The sequence below is a fragment of the Photobacterium sanctipauli genome, assembly GCF_003026495.1.
Classification (GTDB): domain Bacteria; phylum Pseudomonadota; class Gammaproteobacteria; order Enterobacterales; family Vibrionaceae; genus Photobacterium; species Photobacterium sanctipauli.
In genome coordinates this window covers 56,519-73,965 of the sequence record NZ_PYMA01000014.1, presented here as the reverse complement: position 1 = coordinate 73,965, position 17,447 = coordinate 56,519, and the positions used below count along the sequence as shown (strand labels likewise).

General features: G+C 46.9%; 18 protein-coding genes and 4 tRNA genes. 5 read left to right on the top strand and 17 right to left on the bottom strand.

The annotated features are described in order from the left end of the window. Positions 1-6 precede the first annotated feature (6 nt). Positions 7-483 carry a DUF2947 domain-containing protein gene (locus C9I98_RS19060; RefSeq protein WP_036816112.1) on the bottom strand — a complete coding sequence of 159 codons (477 nt, stop codon included), beginning with the start codon at positions 481-483 and terminating at the stop codon, positions 7-9. A gap of 200 nt (positions 484-683) precedes the next feature. Continuing rightward, complete coding sequence (locus C9I98_RS19055; protein ID WP_036816110.1) at positions 684-902, bottom strand: hypothetical protein; 219 nt, start codon at positions 900-902, stop codon at positions 684-686. Between the two features lie 323 nt (positions 903-1,225). On the opposite strand from C9I98_RS19055, the gene C9I98_RS19050 reads away from it, so the two are divergent. Next, entirely contained in the window at positions 1,226-2,770 is a 1,545-nt protein-coding gene (locus C9I98_RS19050; RefSeq protein WP_107272348.1) for a long-chain-fatty-acid--CoA ligase, read from the top strand. A gap of 108 nt (positions 2,771-2,878) precedes the next feature. After that, positions 2,879-3,676 (top strand): DUF3108 domain-containing protein, encoded by a 798-nt coding sequence (locus tag C9I98_RS19045; RefSeq protein WP_342749928.1) that lies wholly within the window; start codon positions 2,879-2,881, stop codon positions 3,674-3,676. A 47-nt stretch (positions 3,677-3,723) separates the two neighbouring features. On the opposite strand, the gene C9I98_RS19040 is transcribed toward C9I98_RS19045, so the two are convergent. Genes C9I98_RS19040 through C9I98_RS19020 form a run of 5 tightly spaced genes read right to left on the bottom strand, consistent with a single transcriptional unit; the run spans position 3,724 to position 6,973 of the window. Continuing rightward, positions 3,724-3,975, bottom strand: coding sequence for a hypothetical protein (locus C9I98_RS19040; protein ID WP_036826337.1), 252 nt, complete (start codon positions 3,973-3,975; stop codon positions 3,724-3,726). Between the two features lie 22 nt (positions 3,976-3,997). Then, entirely contained in the window at positions 3,998-4,555 is a 558-nt protein-coding gene (locus tag C9I98_RS19035) for a gamma-glutamylcyclotransferase family protein (protein ID WP_036826340.1), read from the bottom strand. A gap of 41 nt (positions 4,556-4,596) precedes the next feature. Continuing rightward, complete coding sequence (locus C9I98_RS19030) at positions 4,597-5,541, bottom strand: 5-oxoprolinase subunit C family protein (protein WP_036826343.1); 945 nt, start codon at positions 5,539-5,541, stop codon at positions 4,597-4,599. After that, a complete protein-coding gene (gene pxpB / locus C9I98_RS19025; protein WP_036826346.1) occupies positions 5,523-6,236 on the bottom strand; it encodes a 5-oxoprolinase subunit PxpB in 714 nt (237 codons plus the stop codon). Before pxpB ends, C9I98_RS19030 begins: the two co-directional genes overlap by 19 nt. Continuing rightward, on the bottom strand, positions 6,233-6,973 hold the full coding sequence (locus C9I98_RS19020; RefSeq protein WP_036826349.1) for a 5-oxoprolinase subunit PxpA: 741 nt from the start codon (positions 6,971-6,973) through the stop codon (positions 6,233-6,235). Before C9I98_RS19020 ends, pxpB begins: the two co-directional genes overlap by 4 nt. A 190-nt stretch (positions 6,974-7,163) precedes the next feature. Here C9I98_RS19020 and C9I98_RS19015 point away from each other — a divergent pair, with 190 nt between their 5' ends. After that, on the top strand, positions 7,164-7,754 hold the full coding sequence (locus tag C9I98_RS19015; protein ID WP_051902581.1) for a porin family protein: 591 nt from the start codon (positions 7,164-7,166) through the stop codon (positions 7,752-7,754). A 59-nt stretch (positions 7,755-7,813) separates the two neighbouring features. On the opposite strand, the gene C9I98_RS19010 is transcribed toward C9I98_RS19015, so the two are convergent. The 4 genes from C9I98_RS19010 to C9I98_RS18995 all read right to left on the bottom strand — a co-directional run bounded on the left by C9I98_RS19010 (position 7,814) and on the right by C9I98_RS18995 (position 8,266). Further along, positions 7,814-7,889: transfer RNA gene (locus C9I98_RS19010), tRNA-Gly, on the bottom strand. A gap of 40 nt (positions 7,890-7,929) precedes the next feature. Continuing rightward, positions 7,930-8,016: transfer RNA gene (locus C9I98_RS19005), tRNA-Leu, on the bottom strand. A 79-nt stretch (positions 8,017-8,095) separates the two neighbouring features. Next, positions 8,096-8,171: transfer RNA gene (locus tag C9I98_RS19000), tRNA-Gly, on the bottom strand. A 21-nt stretch (positions 8,172-8,192) separates the two neighbouring features. After that, positions 8,193-8,266 (bottom strand) — tRNA-Cys (locus C9I98_RS18995). A gap of 287 nt (positions 8,267-8,553) precedes the next feature. Between C9I98_RS18995 and C9I98_RS18990 the strand changes: the two genes are divergently transcribed. After that, a complete protein-coding gene (locus C9I98_RS18990) occupies positions 8,554-9,369 on the top strand; it encodes a bifunctional UDP-sugar hydrolase/5'-nucleotidase (RefSeq protein ID WP_036817057.1) in 816 nt (271 codons plus the stop codon). A gap of 182 nt (positions 9,370-9,551) precedes the next feature. Here C9I98_RS18990 and C9I98_RS18985 read toward each other — a convergent pair whose 3' ends face one another. From C9I98_RS18985 to C9I98_RS18960, 6 genes are all read right to left on the bottom strand, one after another. After that, the gene (locus tag C9I98_RS18985; protein ID WP_036817055.1) at positions 9,552-10,184 is read right to left on the bottom strand and encodes a bifunctional 4-hydroxy-2-oxoglutarate aldolase/2-dehydro-3-deoxy-phosphogluconate aldolase; all 633 of its coding nucleotides are present in this window, start codon (positions 10,182-10,184) and stop codon (positions 9,552-9,554) included. 16 nt (positions 10,185-10,200) lie between these two features. Further along, complete coding sequence (locus C9I98_RS18980) at positions 10,201-11,094, bottom strand: sugar kinase (RefSeq protein WP_173424661.1); 894 nt, start codon at positions 11,092-11,094, stop codon at positions 10,201-10,203. 127 nt (positions 11,095-11,221) lie between these two features. Beyond that, complete coding sequence (locus tag C9I98_RS18975; RefSeq protein ID WP_036817051.1) at positions 11,222-12,712, bottom strand: sodium:solute symporter family protein; 1,491 nt, start codon at positions 12,710-12,712, stop codon at positions 11,222-11,224. Between the two features lie 252 nt (positions 12,713-12,964). Then, positions 12,965-13,357 (bottom strand): RidA family protein, encoded by a 393-nt coding sequence (locus C9I98_RS18970; protein ID WP_036817048.1) that lies wholly within the window; start codon positions 13,355-13,357, stop codon positions 12,965-12,967. 95 nt (positions 13,358-13,452) lie between these two features. Beyond that, complete coding sequence (locus C9I98_RS18965; protein ID WP_036817046.1) at positions 13,453-14,892, bottom strand: N-acyl-D-amino-acid deacylase family protein; 1,440 nt, start codon at positions 14,890-14,892, stop codon at positions 13,453-13,455. A gap of 65 nt (positions 14,893-14,957) precedes the next feature. Beyond that, positions 14,958-15,821 (bottom strand): MurR/RpiR family transcriptional regulator, encoded by an 864-nt coding sequence (locus C9I98_RS18960; RefSeq protein ID WP_036817044.1) that lies wholly within the window; start codon positions 15,819-15,821, stop codon positions 14,958-14,960. Positions 15,822-15,994: 173 nt separating this feature from the next. Between C9I98_RS18960 and C9I98_RS18955 the strand changes: the two genes are divergently transcribed. Further along, positions 15,995-17,269, top strand: a complete 1,275-nt coding sequence (locus C9I98_RS18955; protein WP_036817042.1) for an amino acid deaminase — start codon at positions 15,995-15,997, stop codon at positions 17,267-17,269. Positions 17,270-17,447: the final 178 nt, after the last annotated feature.

Below are 17,447 nucleotides of genomic sequence, written 5' to 3'. Positions count from 1 at the left end.
TTAGGTTTAATCGCTACGCAGCGCACACTTGAATGTGCCTTTGGAACTGAACCATATCGCTTGTTTTTTCTTACGTCCAATCAGTATTGGGCCATCATCGAAAAACAGGAAGTTCTTCCAGTTGCGCTTGAATACATTCCACTTGGTTTCAATCACATTGTATTTTTCATAACAGAAAAAGACCGTTGTGTTGTCTTCCCAGTCAAGGAACGCAAGTAGTTCTTCAGGTAACTCAGGCTCGTCGCTATCCCATGCATCTTGCCAGTCATGTGCTTCTGACCAAATCTTATCATTATGCGCCCAATCGCCCTTTTCAAAGTGATCAGCGTCAGGGCTTTGCGCACTGATGTGCTCACGCCAAATTTGCGCTGAACGGGCCTGAGTGAACGGCTTAATCAAAGCTAAGTCATCCTCTGCCACAGGCATAGAAGCGTGGGTGAAAATCCACTTACGGGTATAGCTATCTAACTCTACGTAATTCATGCATCGACCTAAAAGTTACAGACGCAGGGAATGTACCTGAGTCAATTACATTTATCCAGTCGGGGCGCTATGTTTCTTTGAAAGGAGAATATTGAAGGTGTGTAAGGCACTTAAACCTATGGCAATCTTCGCTTTACGCTGTTGTCGCCATAGGTGATCGATTGGTTAAGTGACTCGTCACTCATTTGGTATTGCTGCTATTATTTTTTCGCATCCCATAGGTTACTCACCCAACCGCCAACGGCATCATCGTAATGGCAGCCATTGAAATGCTTTTCAACCACTTCCGTCTTTTCATGCTTGGAGTTTAATAACTGAGATATGTGGCAAGCCATCGGATCACCATCTGCTATTAACTGTTTACGAGTCGCGACTTCTTTGATGATTTGCAAGCGATAGGCCGAGTTCATTTTCTTCATCTTCCACACCTCTGTCAGTTAAACCCAACTAAAAATAGAAGCCTAGATCAAGATCGTCAAATAAACGACATCAAAGTTTCATTGAATTAGTCTGTGCCGATTTCAAAATTAGTCACATATAATCAGCAAGTTAAGAATAAGCCGTACTTATTACAGAGAGGGGTAACATATAAGCTAGCAATAACTCATTGAATACCTTGAATATCTATTGTCATAAAAAATTCGTCCTGCCTTAAAAAAAGAGACATATTCGCAAGTTATCAGCAAGTTCCACCTTTTTTATATTAAAATGGTCCTCGTCATTCATAACATCTCAATACACTATGTATAATTTAGCGACGAACCTAGAACGCAACGCCAACTTCCGTGCCAATGACACTGCGCTCATCTTTGGCGAACAAAAAATCAATTACAAAACGCTAAACACCATGGTCAACAAGGTGGCTAATCACCTTGTTCAGCTCGGCATCCAACCTGATGATAAAGTCGCCATTTCTTGTCCAAATACGCCTGCATTTGTGATTGGCTACTATGCGATTCAAAAGGTGGGGGCGGTAACTGTACCACTGAATATCATGCTAAAAGGTGCCGAAGTTGCTTACCACCTTGACGATTCAGACGCTGTCGCACTGATCAGCTTTGAGGGCAATAGTGCCCTACCAAGCGGCGAATACTGCTTTGAGGGTTTCCAACAAACCCCAAGTTGCCAACACTTCGTTTCCATTGAATCAGGCGCGGGTACTCCGCTACCAGAGGGTGCACACAGCTTTAACCAATGGTTGGCATCTGAGCTTGATGATTTCGATGCCATTTACCGTCACGCCGAAGACTCATGTGTGATCCTTTATACCTCTGGTACAACAGGCCGAGCCAAAGGTGCCGAGCTAAGCCAAAGTAACATGCTATGCAACGCACAGGCGTGCCAAGCGCTCACCAACCAAAAAGGCACAGACGTCAGCATGGCCATATTGCCGCTGTTCCATACCTTTGGTCAGTCGCTCATCATGAACACATCGATTCTCGCAGGCAGCGCCTTGGTACTGGTACCGCGTTTTGTCCCTAAAACAGTCATCCAACTGATGCTAGAGCATAAGGTAACCCACATCGCCGGTGTACCGACCATGTTCATCGGTCTGCTGACTTATGCTGAAAGACATGGAGGGGATGAAATTGCCGAAGTGGCTAGCACCCTAAAAGTCGCTATCTCTGGCGGCTCATCGATGCCAGTGGAAATTCTCAAGCAATTTGAAGCCAAGCTCAACGTCCCAGTTATCGAGGGCTATGGGCTGTCTGAATCTTCTCCTGTGGCGGCGTTCAACCATCTGGAATACAAGCGTAAGCCTGGCAGCATCGGGCAACCCCTTCCTGGTGTCACCATGAAAGTGGTTGATGATAAAGGCAACGAGGTCCCTCGAGGTAAAGAAGGCGAGCTATTAGTACGCGGCCATAATGTCATGAAAGGCTATTACAAGAAGCCGGAAGAAACCGCAAAAACTGTTATCGATGGTTGGCTACATACTGGCGATATTGTTCGAATGGATGACGAAGGGTACGTATACGTGGTCGATCGACTAAAAGAAGTCATTATCAGGGGCGGCTTTAATATCTACCCTCGAGATATCGAAGAGACCTTCATGACTCACCCTGACGTTCATATGGTCGCGGTCATCGGTATTCCCCATAAAACTTATGGTGAGGAAGCAAAGGCATTCATCATTTTGAAGGAAGGTGCAACAGCGTGCGAAAAAGCACTGATGAACTGGGGTAAAGAACGTCTTGCCGATTATAAATACCCTCGCCATATCCAGCTGGTTACCGAGCTACCTATGACCGCGACAGGCAAAATCCTCAAGCGCCTGCTCAAATAGCTTTATCCAATTAAGCTTTATCCAATTATCGAGCCAAGGGAAATTGGCACATTAAAGCCTGCACTGCTATTTTTGATTAAAGCGATAAGCTAAGATTTCGGAGGTAGAGTGCAGGCTTATTCCCTTGTGTATCCAAGCATTTTTGCGATTGCACTCTTTTCCAGCTCCCTTATTTCCCCCCCAGCTTCTGCGGCACCTCCGCCTCAGGCTTTTCATCAATGCTCGAAAACATTCGCGTATGATTTATTTTTCAATAACCTTAAAGTGGGTCAGCTGAGTCGGAGCCTAAGCTGGCAAGGCACAACGGCGACAATACGCTCATACAGCAATGTCGATGTGTTAATGACCAAAACCAAGTTTAAGCAATACAGTCAGGTTTACTGGTCAGAAGTACATAATTCATTTGTTTCGAAGGGCTTTAATCGCGAAGTTTCAGGTATTCTTGCTGGCAAAACCGAAGCAAGCTTTACCGCAGATGCAAAGCAATCGTCCGTGACCAGTGACGGCAAAACCATGAAATTCAGTAGCGATGATTTACCGCTGCTCGATGGTGATGCATTGGGTACGCAAATGCGATTGGCATTAATAGAAGGAAAAACCACATTCAGCTATAAGCTGCAAGATACCGATGATGTGAACCACTATTACTTTCAAGTCAAAGGGCGAGAAACGATAAACAGCAACTTCGGCAAAATAAGCACGATTCGCGTCGAGCAAATCCGCAAGAGCGATAGAAAACTCGTGCTGTGGTTCTCACCAGACATCGACTACCAGTTAGTCAGGGCAACATACAAACGTAAAATCCTGAACCTCAAAGCGGTAATGTTCAGCCAAAAGATCCGCTGTCCACAGAGCGGGCTTCAAGCAGCACAAGTCATTCATTCAACAGCCAGTATCACGCCATAAACCACCTACGACCGGTTCGCTTGGATCCTGTTAGTGCTTTACTGGGCTTATTTCATTGTCACTTTGCCGCCTATCATCTTATATGCAGGCGCACCACGTACCAAGGTATCACGGGCAAATACCTTATTGCATTGCGGGCAGGTAGCAGGTTCAACGGTGAAGTCTTTGACAATTCGTTCTTTGAAACACTTCACTAGCGCCCCTTTGCCGCCCTTTCGGTACTTATAGAGTTGGGCTTTGCAGCCCGCACAAAATATATCGACGGTTTTCGTTGGGCCTTTCTTATTCGGTTTAGCCATGGGTGTTTTCTTAAAATACAGATCAGGTTTGCCTAACCCTCATCAGCAAACGATCAATGTGATCAAGATGGCTTTCTTCTACCCCAGCATGATTCCCATACTTTGGCTGATGACGGTCATTTTCCAACGGATGATGCCAGCCCTTTGTGGTTTGGACAAATTTTTCTGCAAATGACTCAGAAATAGACAAACAGCCGGCTAAAACTGTATCGACATAGGTTTGCATAATAGGTTGTACTTCGCAGGGTGGTTCGTGTTCAGATCTGACATAAACCCATATTGGCTGACGCTTATCAAAATCATGGTTTGTGACTATTTGCTCAGGAGCGAGCTCAATACGCTGGTAGCCCATTTCACGTTGGTCAAATTGCTTTAATGCAACATCACAGACTCGCATCAACACCCCATTGCACTCCCCCTCTCCCATCCGGGCAACCAATGGAGAAATAGTGTATCGACTATCAATCTTACCCCAATGACGCTCAATACCTTCAACAGTCACTGGTAACGCTTCGCTTGTTTGTCCTGTCCGTGTTCTTGAATGGTGGTTAATTAAACTACCGTAACCAAATATATACATTGTGCTCCTAAAACTAGATGAATAATTTTTCTCTCGACAAACTACAAAGGTAAACCGAAGAACCTTGTATAGGCCAGCCATTCTTGAGCAACTTCATCAAAGTCAGCGTTGACAAACTGAACCGATGTACCCGGCTTGGCCTGCGCTAATTTAAAGAGGTCAACACGGGCTACACAGCCAAGTTTCGGGTAGCCACCAAGCGTTTGCCTGTCATTAAGCAATATAATCGGCTGCCCATTCGGCGGGATCTGAATAGCTCCCAACGCAATCCCCTCAGATACAATACCACCCGCCAATGTTGATACGGCCTGCCCTTCTAGACGACATCCCATTCGATCCGTTTCTTGGCTGACAGTATAGACATTGCGATAGAAGGCTGCTTTTTCATCTTTTGAAAACAGCGCGTGCTGGTATGACTCTATTACTCGTAATGTAATGGTATCAGCGTACTCTGGAATATAATGGTAAGCCAAAGACTGCCCCGCAGTTCGATTACTGTTACCTGAAGCCTCACTTGGCGAGATAGGTAAAAGATCGCCTTTATCTAAGGGGCTGCCCTTGCTTAACCCACCCATCTGGTTGCGTTGCACCGTTGCACAACTGCCAAGGGTGTCTGCTACTTCAAACCCACCAGCGACTGCAAGGTACGCCCTCAACCCTTTTCTGGCAAAACCAAATGACAATACCTGCCCTTTGTTGAGCATAAAACTTTGCCAATTAGACACGGGAGTACCATCAACCGTAGCCGACATCTCTGCGCCGGTGATCACAACAAGGCAACTCTCTGTTGCCCTAAATTGCGCCTTACCTAAAGTGACTTCAATAACGGGAGATAACGGATCATTCCCCAACAAATAATTTGCCCAGCAATGGGCATGTAGATCGACAGAGCCACCTTGGCTCAAACCATGTTCGCCCACACCTAAGCGACCCAGATCCTGCACAAGGCTTAACATCCCACCGTGAACTACTTCCAATCCGGCCATATTTCCCCTCCTTGCTCAATAAACTTTTCGCGGCTTATCGGGAGAAATCGAACGGTATCGCCAACATTAAAAGGTGACATCGGTGTGCTGTCGGGATTAAACAGCGAAAGTGGGCAATTGCCGATGATTTGCCAACCGCCAGGTGAATCTGCCGGGTACACGGCGGTTTGACTGTTGGCAATTCCCACACTCCCTGCCGGCAATCGTTTTCTAGGTGTCGAGTGGCGTGGTGTGGCAATGGCCTCATCAACGGAAGCCAGAAAGGCAAAACCTGGCGCAAAGCCAATCGCACAAACGGTGTAGTCTTGTTTACTGTGGGTCTCAATAACTTGTGTAACACTGATGCCCTTGGCATCCGCAATAAGCTGGAGGTCTGGGCCGGTTTCCAAATCGTAATACACGGGTAGCTCAATCAGTTTGCCCTTGGGTACTGGCGAACCGGTTGAATTAGTCGCCATTGAAAGCCTTGCTTTAAATCCCTCAATAGCCTGTTTCAGTTCTGCATGGGTCATCAACTGCGGCCGAAACTGCACCAGCACCGAAGTATAAGACGGGATCACTTCCACTATCGCTTCTGGGTTTAACCTAGTAAGAAATACGGTCAATTCACCAATTTGAGGTGTTAACGCCAAATCAATTTCGTCACCCAGATAAATAATGGCATTGGTTTCAGAAACAGGTTCTATCCGGATCATGGATGGAGATCCCCATGCAGGGTTTTCACCACTGCTATCGACTCGTCATTATCACCATGAACACAAATCGAATCTGCACGCAGCTTTAATTTAGTCCCAGATATTGTGGTGACATAGCCAGCTGAAAATTCAGCCACTTGCTGCCTGATACGGGTGCTGTCATGGTAAACCGAACCAGGCAAGCTTCTAGCAACAAGCAACCCCTGCTCGTCATAAGCACGATCAGCAAACGCTTCAAATAACAGCTCAACTTGGTACTTGCTTGCCAATGCCGAATAAGCAGTGTTATCCACTCGCGCCAGGATCATGAGCTTTAGCGGTGTTTTGCGATTTAGGTTCAGTTTAGAAACCGATTCAACAATGGCTGTAAAGATACCTTCGTCAGCCATCATGTCGTTATACAATGCACCATGAGGTTTTACATAGCTCACCTCTACCCCGTGATACTGTGAAATTGCGCTAAGTGCCCCCACTTGGTAGGCCACCAAGTTAGCTATGGCTTGGTGCGAATGCGGTATCGAGCGGCGACCAAACCCTTCCTTGTCGTCATAACCTGGATGTGCGCCAACATCCACCTGATGCGCTTTCGCAAGCATAACGGTTTCAGACATATGATCCGGGTCTGACGCATGAAAACCACAAGCAATGTTTGCCATATCAACCCAAGGCATCACCGCAGCATCATTGCCCATCTTCCACTGGCCGAAACTCTCACCCATATCACAATTTAATTTCATTGCTATCCCTGCCCATGAGCCATTAACAATTAATTAATCTATATCAAACATATCAAATGTATAGAGAATTCCAATGGTAATCAAATCTCTACAACCAACGCGCAATACACATCTACCACTCTCGTATTAGAGACTTAGCGATACCAGTCAACTTCTATAATTAGTGCTCACCCCAACAACTAACGTAGTAATGAATAAGTTATTTGTTATTTTTTTATCTTCAGTCGCCGTGGTCAGCATGGCACCTTCGGCCCAAGCAGCACAGAACGACCATAAAGGCCTCTATTTTGGTGTTGGTTTTGGCAAAACCAGCTATGAAGAAGATGACTGGACGACCGGAGATACCGATGATATTCGATCGGATGATAAGAGCTGGAAAATCCTAGCTGGGTATCAATTTTCCTCTCGCTGGAAGCTCGAAGCGAGCTACACCTCATACGGTACTATCGAGCGTATTGACCGCTATAAGTTCGAGCCGACAGCGCTTGCATTAACCGCCAACCTTGGCCACCGCTTCTCTAATGGCATAAGGCCTTTTGCCTTAGTTGGCCTTTCTGCACTCAACCTGAGCCAATCCCAACCTATCTTGGAAGATGATAGCGGTGTCGCGATTCGCTTTGGCATCGGCGCTGAGTATGTCGTCAGCCAACTGGACGATCTGACTGTAAGAATTGCTTATGAGGGTGACGGCTTTAACGTCGAGAACAGGCGCTTCAAAGATGTAGAAAGTGATGTGTTTCTTGGGACTTACTATATTGGCGCTGCGTATTATTTTAAGTAGGTGAGAACTCGTGAATTTTAGGCAAAAAAAATCCCGACAAATGTCGGGATTCTTTTGTTTGGAGCGACACACGAGGTTCGAACTCGTGACCTCAACCTTGGCAAGGTTGCGCTCTACCAGCTGAGCTAGTGTCGCATGCTGAATTCTTAGTTTAAGAATAACAGACTTTGTAAGATGGTGCCCCGGGCCGGACTTGAACCGGCACAACGCGAACGTCGAGGGATTTTAAATCCCTTGTGTCTACCAATTCCACCACCAGGGCACGCAATTCATTGCGATGCGCTAACTGAAAAGTTAAACACCATCTATATCCCACCACATTACATCATGAGACTTTAATTTGGAGCGACACACGAGGTTCGAACTCGTGACCTCAACCTTGGCAAGGTTGCGCTCTACCAGCTGAGCTAGTGTCGCTTAATATTCTCTAAGAGAGAATGGAGGCGCGTCCCGGAGTCGAACCGAGGTCCACGGATTTGCAATCCGCTGCATAGCCACTCTGCCAACGCGCCTCTGAATACTCAACAACTCGTCGTCGTTGGTATGCGTTGCATTCTACGGAATGCTGAGATTGAGTCAACAAAAAATCTCAAAAAAATATTTAATTGACTGATATATGTACAAAATATCGAATAAAAGGCTATTTCCGTTCACTTCCCGCCCATCAACCGATGTTAAACCTCTTATCTGCAAGAAACTAAGCGTAAAATTGCAGTGTTCAAAGCTATACTAGCAGCTTGTAATTTGTCCTACATTACTAGAAAATAGCGACCCAGCTCACACTTTGCTCTTTTTGAACATGACCCGTACTCTGCTTATCATCCCTATCTTTTTTTCTATTTTGCTACTGGCAGCCTGTAGCCCGAAGCAACATAAAGAAACAAACATCGCCATTAGCTATATTACCCAAGCACCTAAGAGCATGTTAGTTAATGGCTACTACCACGAAGAGTCTGTTCACCATTGGTTGCAAGAAAACATGCAACAAGCCTACGACCATGCGGCGATTTATAATGCTCAACACATCGGTTTCTACTCCGATCAAAACAAGCAAGTCCCTCTGTTAACGCCAGCTTTTTCCTATGTCACCGCATTAGTGCTGAACCCCAACGCATTATTTAGTGACCCAGAGTCTAGTTCGACATCTACCTATGGCGCCCACCAAGCAATCATCGCCAGCAATATTCATTTCGGTTTAAAGCAATATGGTGCCCATGTTTTCGCTTATAACCGAGAGAAATCTCGCGCCGATGCATTTATTCAAACCGTGGGTGCTGAGCGCATCGCCTATCTTTCCCTTATTAACCAGAGCCTGTATAGCGACACCCAGCCTGAAGCTGAAGACATGGCGCTCCTCGCCCATTCTGTCGATCGTCTCTATACCCAGGGTATCAATAAAATTGTCTTACTTAGCCAATATGCTGATAAATACTCAGCAGAAATCGCATCAGCAGTGAAAGGCATCGATGTCATCATCAGTAATGGCTCTAAAGCTAAGACAGAAATAAACAATGGCTCATGCCTAGCCTATTTTGATAATCAGAGCCAAACATGGGAGAACCTATACCTTAACTTTGGTGCTGACGGCAAAGTGGATTCATGCCAGTTTAACTAAGGCTACACATCTTTTGAGCTGATTTTTGTAGGGATTGGCAAAACCGTTTTGGTAACACCCTTACGATTTCTGAAGCAAACAAAAAGCCACTGCATGTCGCATGCAGTGGCTTTTCAATTAAGGCTAACCCCATTAAATATCTAGTCAGGTTTTGATGGGTTGGTATCGTTCAGTCGCTAATATTAGTCGTTAACCAACTCTACCGCTTCACGTACCAAGCGACCAATTTCGTCCCAATCGCCCGCTTCAATTAACTTAGGTGATACCATCCAAGTACCACCGCAACATAGCACGCGATCGACAGCCAAGTAGTCACGTACATTGGCTTTACCAATACCGCCCGTTGGCATAAAGCTGATGTCTCCGTAAGGCGCTAACAGCGACTTAATCATGTTAATACCACCAGATGCTTCTGCTGGGAAAAACTTCAAGAAAGTCAGCCCGAGTTCTAGCGCCTGCTCAACCTGGCTTGGGTTATTGACACCCGGTACCATAGGCACGTTTTTCTCTTGGCAGTAACGAACCGTATTTGGGTTAAGACCCGGTGCAACCATAAATTCAGCGCCAGCTTCAATCGCACGATCAACCTGCTCGGCATTAAGCACAGTGCCTGCACCAATGCACATCTCAGGGTATGCCTCACGCATTAAACGAATGGCTTCGGCAGCAGCTTCGGTACGGAATGTCACTTCGGCAACTGGAAGGCCATTTTCTACTAAGGTTTTAGCCAAAGGTACCGCCTGCTCCACGTTATTGATTTGAATAACAGGGATAACTTTAAAGGCTTTCAGTTGTTCGATAAGTTGCGCTGACATCTTTTTTCTATTCCTTTTACATTAACGAATTCATTGCTTGAGACGGAATAATCGCCCCAGGATACTGAATAACTATTGAAGCCAACTGGTGCCCCAGTTCTGCTGATGCCGTCTCTGAGCTTCCGCTCAAGCGGCCCGCCAAATAGCCTGCTGCAAATGAGTCGCCAGCAGCACAGGTATCCACCACTTTTTCGACTTTATTTGCCGCGATATAGTAGGTTTCTAACCGCTCAGACTGTAAGCCACAAACCACCTTGCAAGGCTCACTGCCACGTTTAATCACGACTTCACCACAACCCAAACGCTGGCAACGTTCAACAATATCATCATCGCCCCAAACCAGATGGTCATCATCTTCGGTGATCAGTGCAATATCGACGAAAGGCAGCACTTGTGCATACCAATATTGGGCTTGCTTCGCTGTCCACAGCTGTGGTCGGAAGTTATTATCGAATAACACCTTGCCGCCATTGGCCTTGTGTTTTTCAAGTAAGGTAATCAATGTTGCCTTGGCGTCTTCCGCCAAAATAGCAATGCTGATCCCGCTGATATAAAGCGCATCGAACTCATGGCGTTCAATGGCACGCTCAAGGGGCGTCATATCAACAGAAAAGTAAAATTTAGCCGCGCTGTCGTTACGCCAGTAATGGAAATGACGCTCACCGCTTGGCTCGGTTTCTACAAGGTACAGACCCGGTAGTTTGTTCTCTAGCTTTCGTACCATAGACACATCGATATTCTCTGCCTGCCATGAGCTAAGCATGTCTTGGCTGATTTTATCGACACCTAACGCTGTTGCGTAGCTGACAGCAATACTACGAGACGCACCCAATCGAGATAAGTACAAGGCGGTATTAAGCGTATCACCACCAAAAGTACGCTGTAGTGGCTGACCGCTCAGTTCAACCATACATTCACCGAAAAATGCAATTTTCACACTGCCACCCTTTTAATTGTTCATGTTGTACTAAAAGCGTAATTGAAGATGCAGGCCTTACATCATCATAAAGGCCTGCATTTTGACGAGTTTTAGAAGATTATTTTGCAGTGGCTGGTTGAGCGTCGACAGTTGCTTGCTCAATTTGCTCCATCGCTGCACGCTCGGCATCCAGAATCGCTTTCGCTTCTTCTTTCGTTACCTTGTTCGCTGGTGTGATTAGGCTCACTACCACACCTGCCGTCAACGCTGTTAGTACTGATGGGATTACTGGGTTGCCCCAGAATGCTGACCAGTCAGCGTTAAGCATGACAGAGAAAGACGCTGCTGATGCACCTGCCAGTGTTGCTAGCGCACCCTGCCAGTTGTAGCGACCCCAGAAGCGACCCAACATACCGCACACGAACATGCCTGACATCACTGTCGAAATCATCTTAGTGATGTAGCCGATGATGTCGTTTGACGTTAGGGCGAACAGCAGTGCTAGACCGATACAGATAACCAGTGCATAACGCGAGTAAGTTACCATCTTATCTTTAGAAGGCACTTTGCCAGTGAACATGATGTAGATGTCACGTAGTAGGATAGAAACACCTGCAATCGCATCCGAACTCGCACTCGACATCGTCGCAGACAGACCGGCAATCAATACAATCATACCGATACCAACTGGTAGTACTGTTGCTGCCACGTATGGGAAAGCAAAGTTCGCATTGTTCAGTTCTGGGTTAATCGCATGTGCAGACATACCGATAACCGCAGGGATGATTGAGAAGAACATGTACAGCACGCCCGACATCACGAATGAACGGCGAATTGTTTTCACGTCTTTACCCGAGTAGATACGCTGACGGAATGAAGGTGTTGCTAGGATACCGACACCCACCACCATCGCCAAAGATACCGCAGGTACAACACCCAGTTTATCAATACCTAGGAAGCTTACCGCAGCAGGGTCCATTGCAGCATATAGGTTATCTAGGCCACCGATGTGGTTAACCGATAGCACTGCCATCAAGATGAAACCAGCAAATAGAATCACTGCTTGAATGGTGTCTGTCCATACAACCGCGGTGTAGCCACCGATTACAACGTAAATCGTAAATGCTGCTGCAATAATCAGTTTCGCTGTGTTTAGCTCGATGTCGGCGATCCAAGCCAGGTACATACCACCACCTAGGATGTGCGCACCAAGCCAACCAATCGAAGCGACAAAGATCAAGATACCAACAACATTCTTAACCACTTTGTTGGCACCAACGTAGTACGACAGCTCTTCACTCATGGTCATGAAGTTCAGCTTACGTACTGGGGCAAACCAGTATGCCAACAACAATATACCGATTGCACCACCGATACCGTAAAGTGCACCAGCCCAGCCATTTGCATAGCCGAAACCTACCGCACCCATACTTGAACCAGTACCTACCATGGTCGCAACAGTTGTACCTAGAACTAGGAACAAAGGTAGGCCACGACCGCCAAGTAGGAAATCTTCACCTGACTTTTGGTTACGAGAAACGAACCAACCTAACCAGATTAAAAAAACCACATATGCACCGAATCCGGTGAGAAAAAGTGTACTGTTCATCCCATCCCTCTTATAATCCGTCATTGCTTTTATTTGCTTGTGGATAGCGACTCTCACTCACTACCCCATGATTTTGCCAGCCAGTCATTGGTTGGACTTACTGATCGTTATCAGTTTTACGTCTTTATGAGGGTTGGTACTTTGCCAACCCTTTTTTCTTGTTATCGCTTTCTTTTGGAGGCGATTTCAGCAAGCCTTCAAGTACTCTTTGGTACGGTTATTCATCAGAAGGCTTACCGATAATGAAGCGTCTTAGCGGCGATCTTCGCGGTAGCAAGTCACGTCTACTTCAACTTTAACGTCTACAACCAAATCACATACCATGCAGATACGTGCAGGAGGGTTGGCGCCGAAGAACTCTTTAAATACCTTGTTAAACGACTGGAAGTAGCGTGAATCAGTCAGTACAACTTTTACGTGTACTACGTCTTCAAGGCCGTAGCCTGCTTCTTCCATGATGTCGACACAGTTCTGAATTGCCAAGCGAGACTGATCAATAATGCCGCCTTCGACAACTTCTCCGTCGGTCATTGGTGTCTGGCCTGAAACATACAGGAAACCACCCGCTTGAGTTGCACGCGCAAATGGAAGGTGCTGACCGCCAGTACCTGTACCGCCTTCGATGCCATAGCGTGTGATAGTCATAATTTTTTCTCCAACTTCTTGTTACTTATCAAATAAGTCTTTACTTCAATAACAGCGTATCACGTTGATTCGCCATCAATTTGGGTGCCACCAAGCTATGCTTGATGACGGTATAAGAATCGACCAGAACGTTGTTCCGAAACCTGGCCTTTCTGATAACTGATAGAACCGTTAACCATGACTGCGTCGATGCCTTTTGCCGCCGCAATCGGGTTTTCAAAGCTTGCGATGTCGATAATGGTGTTCGGGTCGAACAGCACTATGTCAGCGTAAGCTCCTTGTTTAATCTCTCCGCGGTCTTTTAAGCAGTAGCGCTTAGCAGACATACCCGTCATTTTGTGAATCGCCTGCCCTAGGCTGAACAACTGACGCTCACGGCTGTAGTAACCCAAAACGCGTGGGAAAGAGCCCCATAATCTTGGGTGTGGATGCGGGTCATTCGGCAAGCCATCTGAACCCACCATGGTTAAGCGGTATTTCAATACCCGCTCAACATCGGCCTCATCCATACAGTGGTAAACCGCACCCGCTGGCTGAAGTTGCTTAGCTGCTTCCATCAATGGCAACGCCATCTCGGCAGCAATATCTTTAAGCATCTTGCCCGCATACTCAGGATGCGCTTCAGACCAAGTGATGAAAATATCGATCTCACCCGTCACTTGCTTCAAATCGAGCGTTGAAGAGCTGGCAGAGTACGGGTAGCAATCGCAAGCCACATCTTGGTGCTGCGCCGTCTTTTCCATCAAGTCAAGTACTTCTACGGTACGGCCCCAGTTACCCGCACCGGCACACTTTAGGTGTGAAATAACCACTGGCACTTTGCCGTGTTTACCCGTTTTGAACGCCTCTTCCATTGCTTCCAAAATCTGCTCGAATTCAGTGCGCATATGGGTGGTATAAATCCCTTCGAACTCAGCCAACTCTTCCACCAGCGCCATCACCTCTTCGGTTGGCGCTTGTTTGGCAGTGGCATAAGCCAAACCCGAACTTAATCCCAGTGCCCCTTGCTCCATCGCCTCGTGCAACTGGCGCTTCATAGCCTGTACTTCAGTTGTTGACGCTGGGCGAAACAAGTCATCCATTTCGTTATTACGCAAGGTGGTATGGCCCACCAAAGCTGCCACATTCACGGCAGGCTCGGCTTGAGTCACGGCTTGCGCATAAGAAGCAAAGCTCGGGTATTTAAAATCTTGCTGCTTACCAAGCAGGTTCATTGGATCCGGCGGATCACCTGCCAGTACCGCTGGTGAAGCGCTGATCCCGCAGTTGCCAACAATAACGGTGGTCACACCTTGGCTGATCTTCGGTAAGCACTCCGGAAATCGAATCACATTGGTATCGTCATGGGTGTGCACATCAATAAAGCCTGGTGCCAATGCTTTGCCTGCACCATCAATAATTTGCGATGCTTCGCAACCCGCTAAATCCCCAATGGCTGCAATACGATCCCCACTAATTGCGACATCTGCGTTGTAAGGATCGGCACCTGTGCCGTCTACAACTTGTACATTTCGGAAAACGGTATCGAACTGCATGACTCTTCCTTCTCTCTAACTGCTACTTCATTACCGCTCCCGAAATGCATGACTTTCGGTGGCGGTTAATCGCCGAGAGGCTGCCTATCTTCACCACCTCGGTGGCTATCCAGCGCCAGTTTTAATCGTCGTAACTTGTCTCTGGTACGACGCTTGTGGCTCAAGGCAAGCTCTGTCGACAATACATCTATCAATGCCATCATCGCGTAACGCGAGGCCGATGGTTTGTAGATAAAATCTGTCTCTTTCGTCACTACAGGCAGAACTAAATCACTCAGTTCACCCAGTGGTGAATCTTTTGGCGTAATCGCAATCACTTTCACGCCGTATTGTTTTGCTATCGAAGCAGGCTCCACAACCTCAGGGGTATAACCCGTGGCAGAAATCACTACCATCACATCGTTTGGGTCAACCGTTGAGGCAACCATTCGAGCTAGCAGGCCATCGTTATAGGCTGTGACAGGGTAACCCAACCTAAACAAACGGAACTGAAGCTCTTGGGATAACATGGTCGAGCCGCCTCCCATTCCCACTGCCAGAATCTGGCGGGCGTTTTGTAGCAAGTCGACGGCTGTCGCGATGTCATCCTCGTTAACAATCTTGCGGTTGATATTGATAACGTTCTTGATTGACTCGTAGACACCTTGAATACCTGATTGGTCTGGTGCTTCGTGTATAAATCGCTGACCTATCGCCAATGACTGTGCCAGCTTTAACTTCAAATCGCGTACGTTCTTACAACCCACCGCTTTGGCAAATCGGGTAATGGTGGCTTCACTCACACCCGCTTCTTCAGCAAGTTGGCTAATACTTGCCCCTGAAGCCCCGGCTAGATCATCGATGACCAGTCGGGCGACTTTCTTTTCTGCCTCGCGTAACTGCGAAAAGCGTTCTGTAATTCTTGAAACAATATCAACTTCGATTGTCACGGCTTTCACCTTTCTCTCGACAAGACAAATAATAAATTCAGGGCTTGGGTAAAACAGTGAGAAACAGCACAAAACAACCAGCAATGTTTGATACTTTCTAACACCAGTAATATTATCAAACCGCTCTAAAGCAGTAATAACAAGGCCTGAAGGCTATGTTAGGAGAATAATAAATGACCCAAGCAAATAAAAAGCATGTTAGTAAATACCAAGAGATCCATCACAAAAAATTTCCCGCAGGCACCAAAGGGGTATGGGTGGATGAAAAAACGGAGGGAAAATACAGCCTAATTACCGAGGAGATCAGCCTACCTGCAGCAGTGATCAAGCAACAATCGCTTGAGAACAACCTTAAGTGGATGCAGCAATTCGCCAACCACCACCAGGTAAAACTATCGCCGCATGGTAAAACCACCATGACACCTGCCTTCTTCGAACAACAACTCGAAGCTGGCGCATGGGGAGTGACAGTCGCGACAGCACCACACGCACAAGTTGCTGCGGAAGCTGGGGCAAAAAACATCATGATGGCAAACCAGCTTGTGGGTAAAGCCAACATGGCAATGGTGAAACAAACCATTGAACAATACGGTGTGAACTTCTATTGCTGTGTTGATTCGGTGGCAAATGCTGATCAGCTACATCAATATTTCAGCCAACACGACGTTAAGCCAAATGTGTTGATTGAGTTTGGTGTTGAAGGTGGTCGCTGTGGTTGCCGCAACCCTGAAGAAGTGGTTGCCCTAGCCAAGCATGTCAGCCAACTGGATAGCCTCAACCTCGCCGGCCTTGAAGTTTACGAAGGCGTGATCCACGGTGATAACGCCGAGGACGATATTCGACAGTTTCTGGCCACAACGGTGAAAACCGTTGAGAAACTGGCGGAAAACAAGTTGATCACAGAACAGCACCCGATTGTTACCGGTGCCGGTTCAGCATGGTATGACGTTGTGGCAGAAAGCTTCGCTGCTTGTCAGCATCTCAATGCCATCATTCGTCCAGGCTGCTACCTGATCCACGATACGGGTATCTACCAAGATGCACAGGATCTGGTGATGGCGCGCGCCCAGAAGAACCAAGGCTATGCTTGTGATTTGGGTGGCAACCTTGAGTCGGCCCTTGAAGTATGGGCTTACGTTATTTCTCGACCGGAGCCAAACAAAGCCGTGATCGGCTTGGGCAAGCGCGATGTAGCATTTGATGCTGGCCTACCGATCCCAGAGCGTGGATACCGTGATGGTGCAGAAATCGCCGTGCAGGGCTTAGTCGCAACGGCCATTATGGATCAGCACACCTTCGTGACGGTTCCAGAAGGCAGTGATCTTGCAGTTGGTGATATTATCGCCTTCTCAACATCTCACCCTTGCCTAACCTTCGATAAGTGGAAATACATTTGTGTCGCCGATGAAGCGCATAATGTTCACCAATTTGTCGAGACCTGCTTCTAACGGCCCCGCATATACCAATAAGGTATAAATCTATCGTTATCGATTCACGATGACTAAAACCTGAGCCCTACTCGTTAGGGCTCATTCCTTTTTCACCACAATCAAACTTATCAAGCCATTTCATACTTTTGTGTTTTTAAATGCTTTTATGCATATGAATGCAAAGCAACTCAATAAG

Bases quoted from the DNA above. Each gene is read 5' to 3' on its own strand.
- C9I98_RS18975 (WP_036817051.1), bottom strand. From the start codon at position 12,712: ATGAACAGTACACTTTTTCTCACCGGATTCGGTGCATATGTGGTTTTT.
- C9I98_RS19060 (WP_036816112.1), bottom strand. From the start codon at position 483: ATGAATTACGTAGAGTTAGATAGCTATACCCGTAAGTGGATTTTCACC.
- C9I98_RS18970 (WP_036817048.1), bottom strand. From the start codon at position 13,357: ATGACTATCACACGCTATGGCATCGAAGGCGGTACAGGTACTGGCGGT.
- C9I98_RS19030 (WP_036826343.1), bottom strand. From the start codon at position 5,541: ATGGCCGGATTGGAAGTAGTTCACGGTGGGATGTTAAGCCTTGTGCAG.
- C9I98_RS18985 (WP_036817055.1), bottom strand. From the start codon at position 10,184: ATGTCAGCGCAACTTATCGAACAACTGAAAGCCTTTAAAGTTATCCCT.
- C9I98_RS18955 (WP_036817042.1), top strand. From the start codon at position 15,995: ATGACCCAAGCAAATAAAAAGCATGTTAGTAAATACCAAGAGATCCAT.
- C9I98_RS19015 (WP_051902581.1), top strand. From the start codon at position 7,164: ATGAATAAGTTATTTGTTATTTTTTTATCTTCAGTCGCCGTGGTCAGC.
- C9I98_RS19050 (WP_107272348.1), top strand. From the start codon at position 1,226: ATGTATAATTTAGCGACGAACCTAGAACGCAACGCCAACTTCCGTGCC.
- C9I98_RS18990 (WP_036817057.1), top strand. From the start codon at position 8,554: ATGACCCGTACTCTGCTTATCATCCCTATCTTTTTTTCTATTTTGCTA.
- C9I98_RS19035 (WP_036826340.1), bottom strand. From the start codon at position 4,555: ATGTATATATTTGGTTACGGTAGTTTAATTAACCACCATTCAAGAACA.
- C9I98_RS19020 (WP_036826349.1), bottom strand. From the start codon at position 6,973: ATGAAATTAAATTGTGATATGGGTGAGAGTTTCGGCCAGTGGAAGATG.
- C9I98_RS18965 (WP_036817046.1), bottom strand. From the start codon at position 14,892: ATGCAGTTCGATACCGTTTTCCGAAATGTACAAGTTGTAGACGGCACA.
- C9I98_RS19040 (WP_036826337.1), bottom strand. From the start codon at position 3,975: ATGGCTAAACCGAATAAGAAAGGCCCAACGAAAACCGTCGATATATTT.
- C9I98_RS18980 (WP_173424661.1), bottom strand. From the start codon at position 11,094: ATGGTTGAACTGAGCGGTCAGCCACTACAGCGTACTTTTGGTGGTGAT.
- pxpB (WP_036826346.1), bottom strand. From the start codon at position 6,236: ATGATCCGGATAGAACCTGTTTCTGAAACCAATGCCATTATTTATCTG.
- C9I98_RS19055 (WP_036816110.1), bottom strand. From the start codon at position 902: ATGAAGAAAATGAACTCGGCCTATCGCTTGCAAATCATCAAAGAAGTC.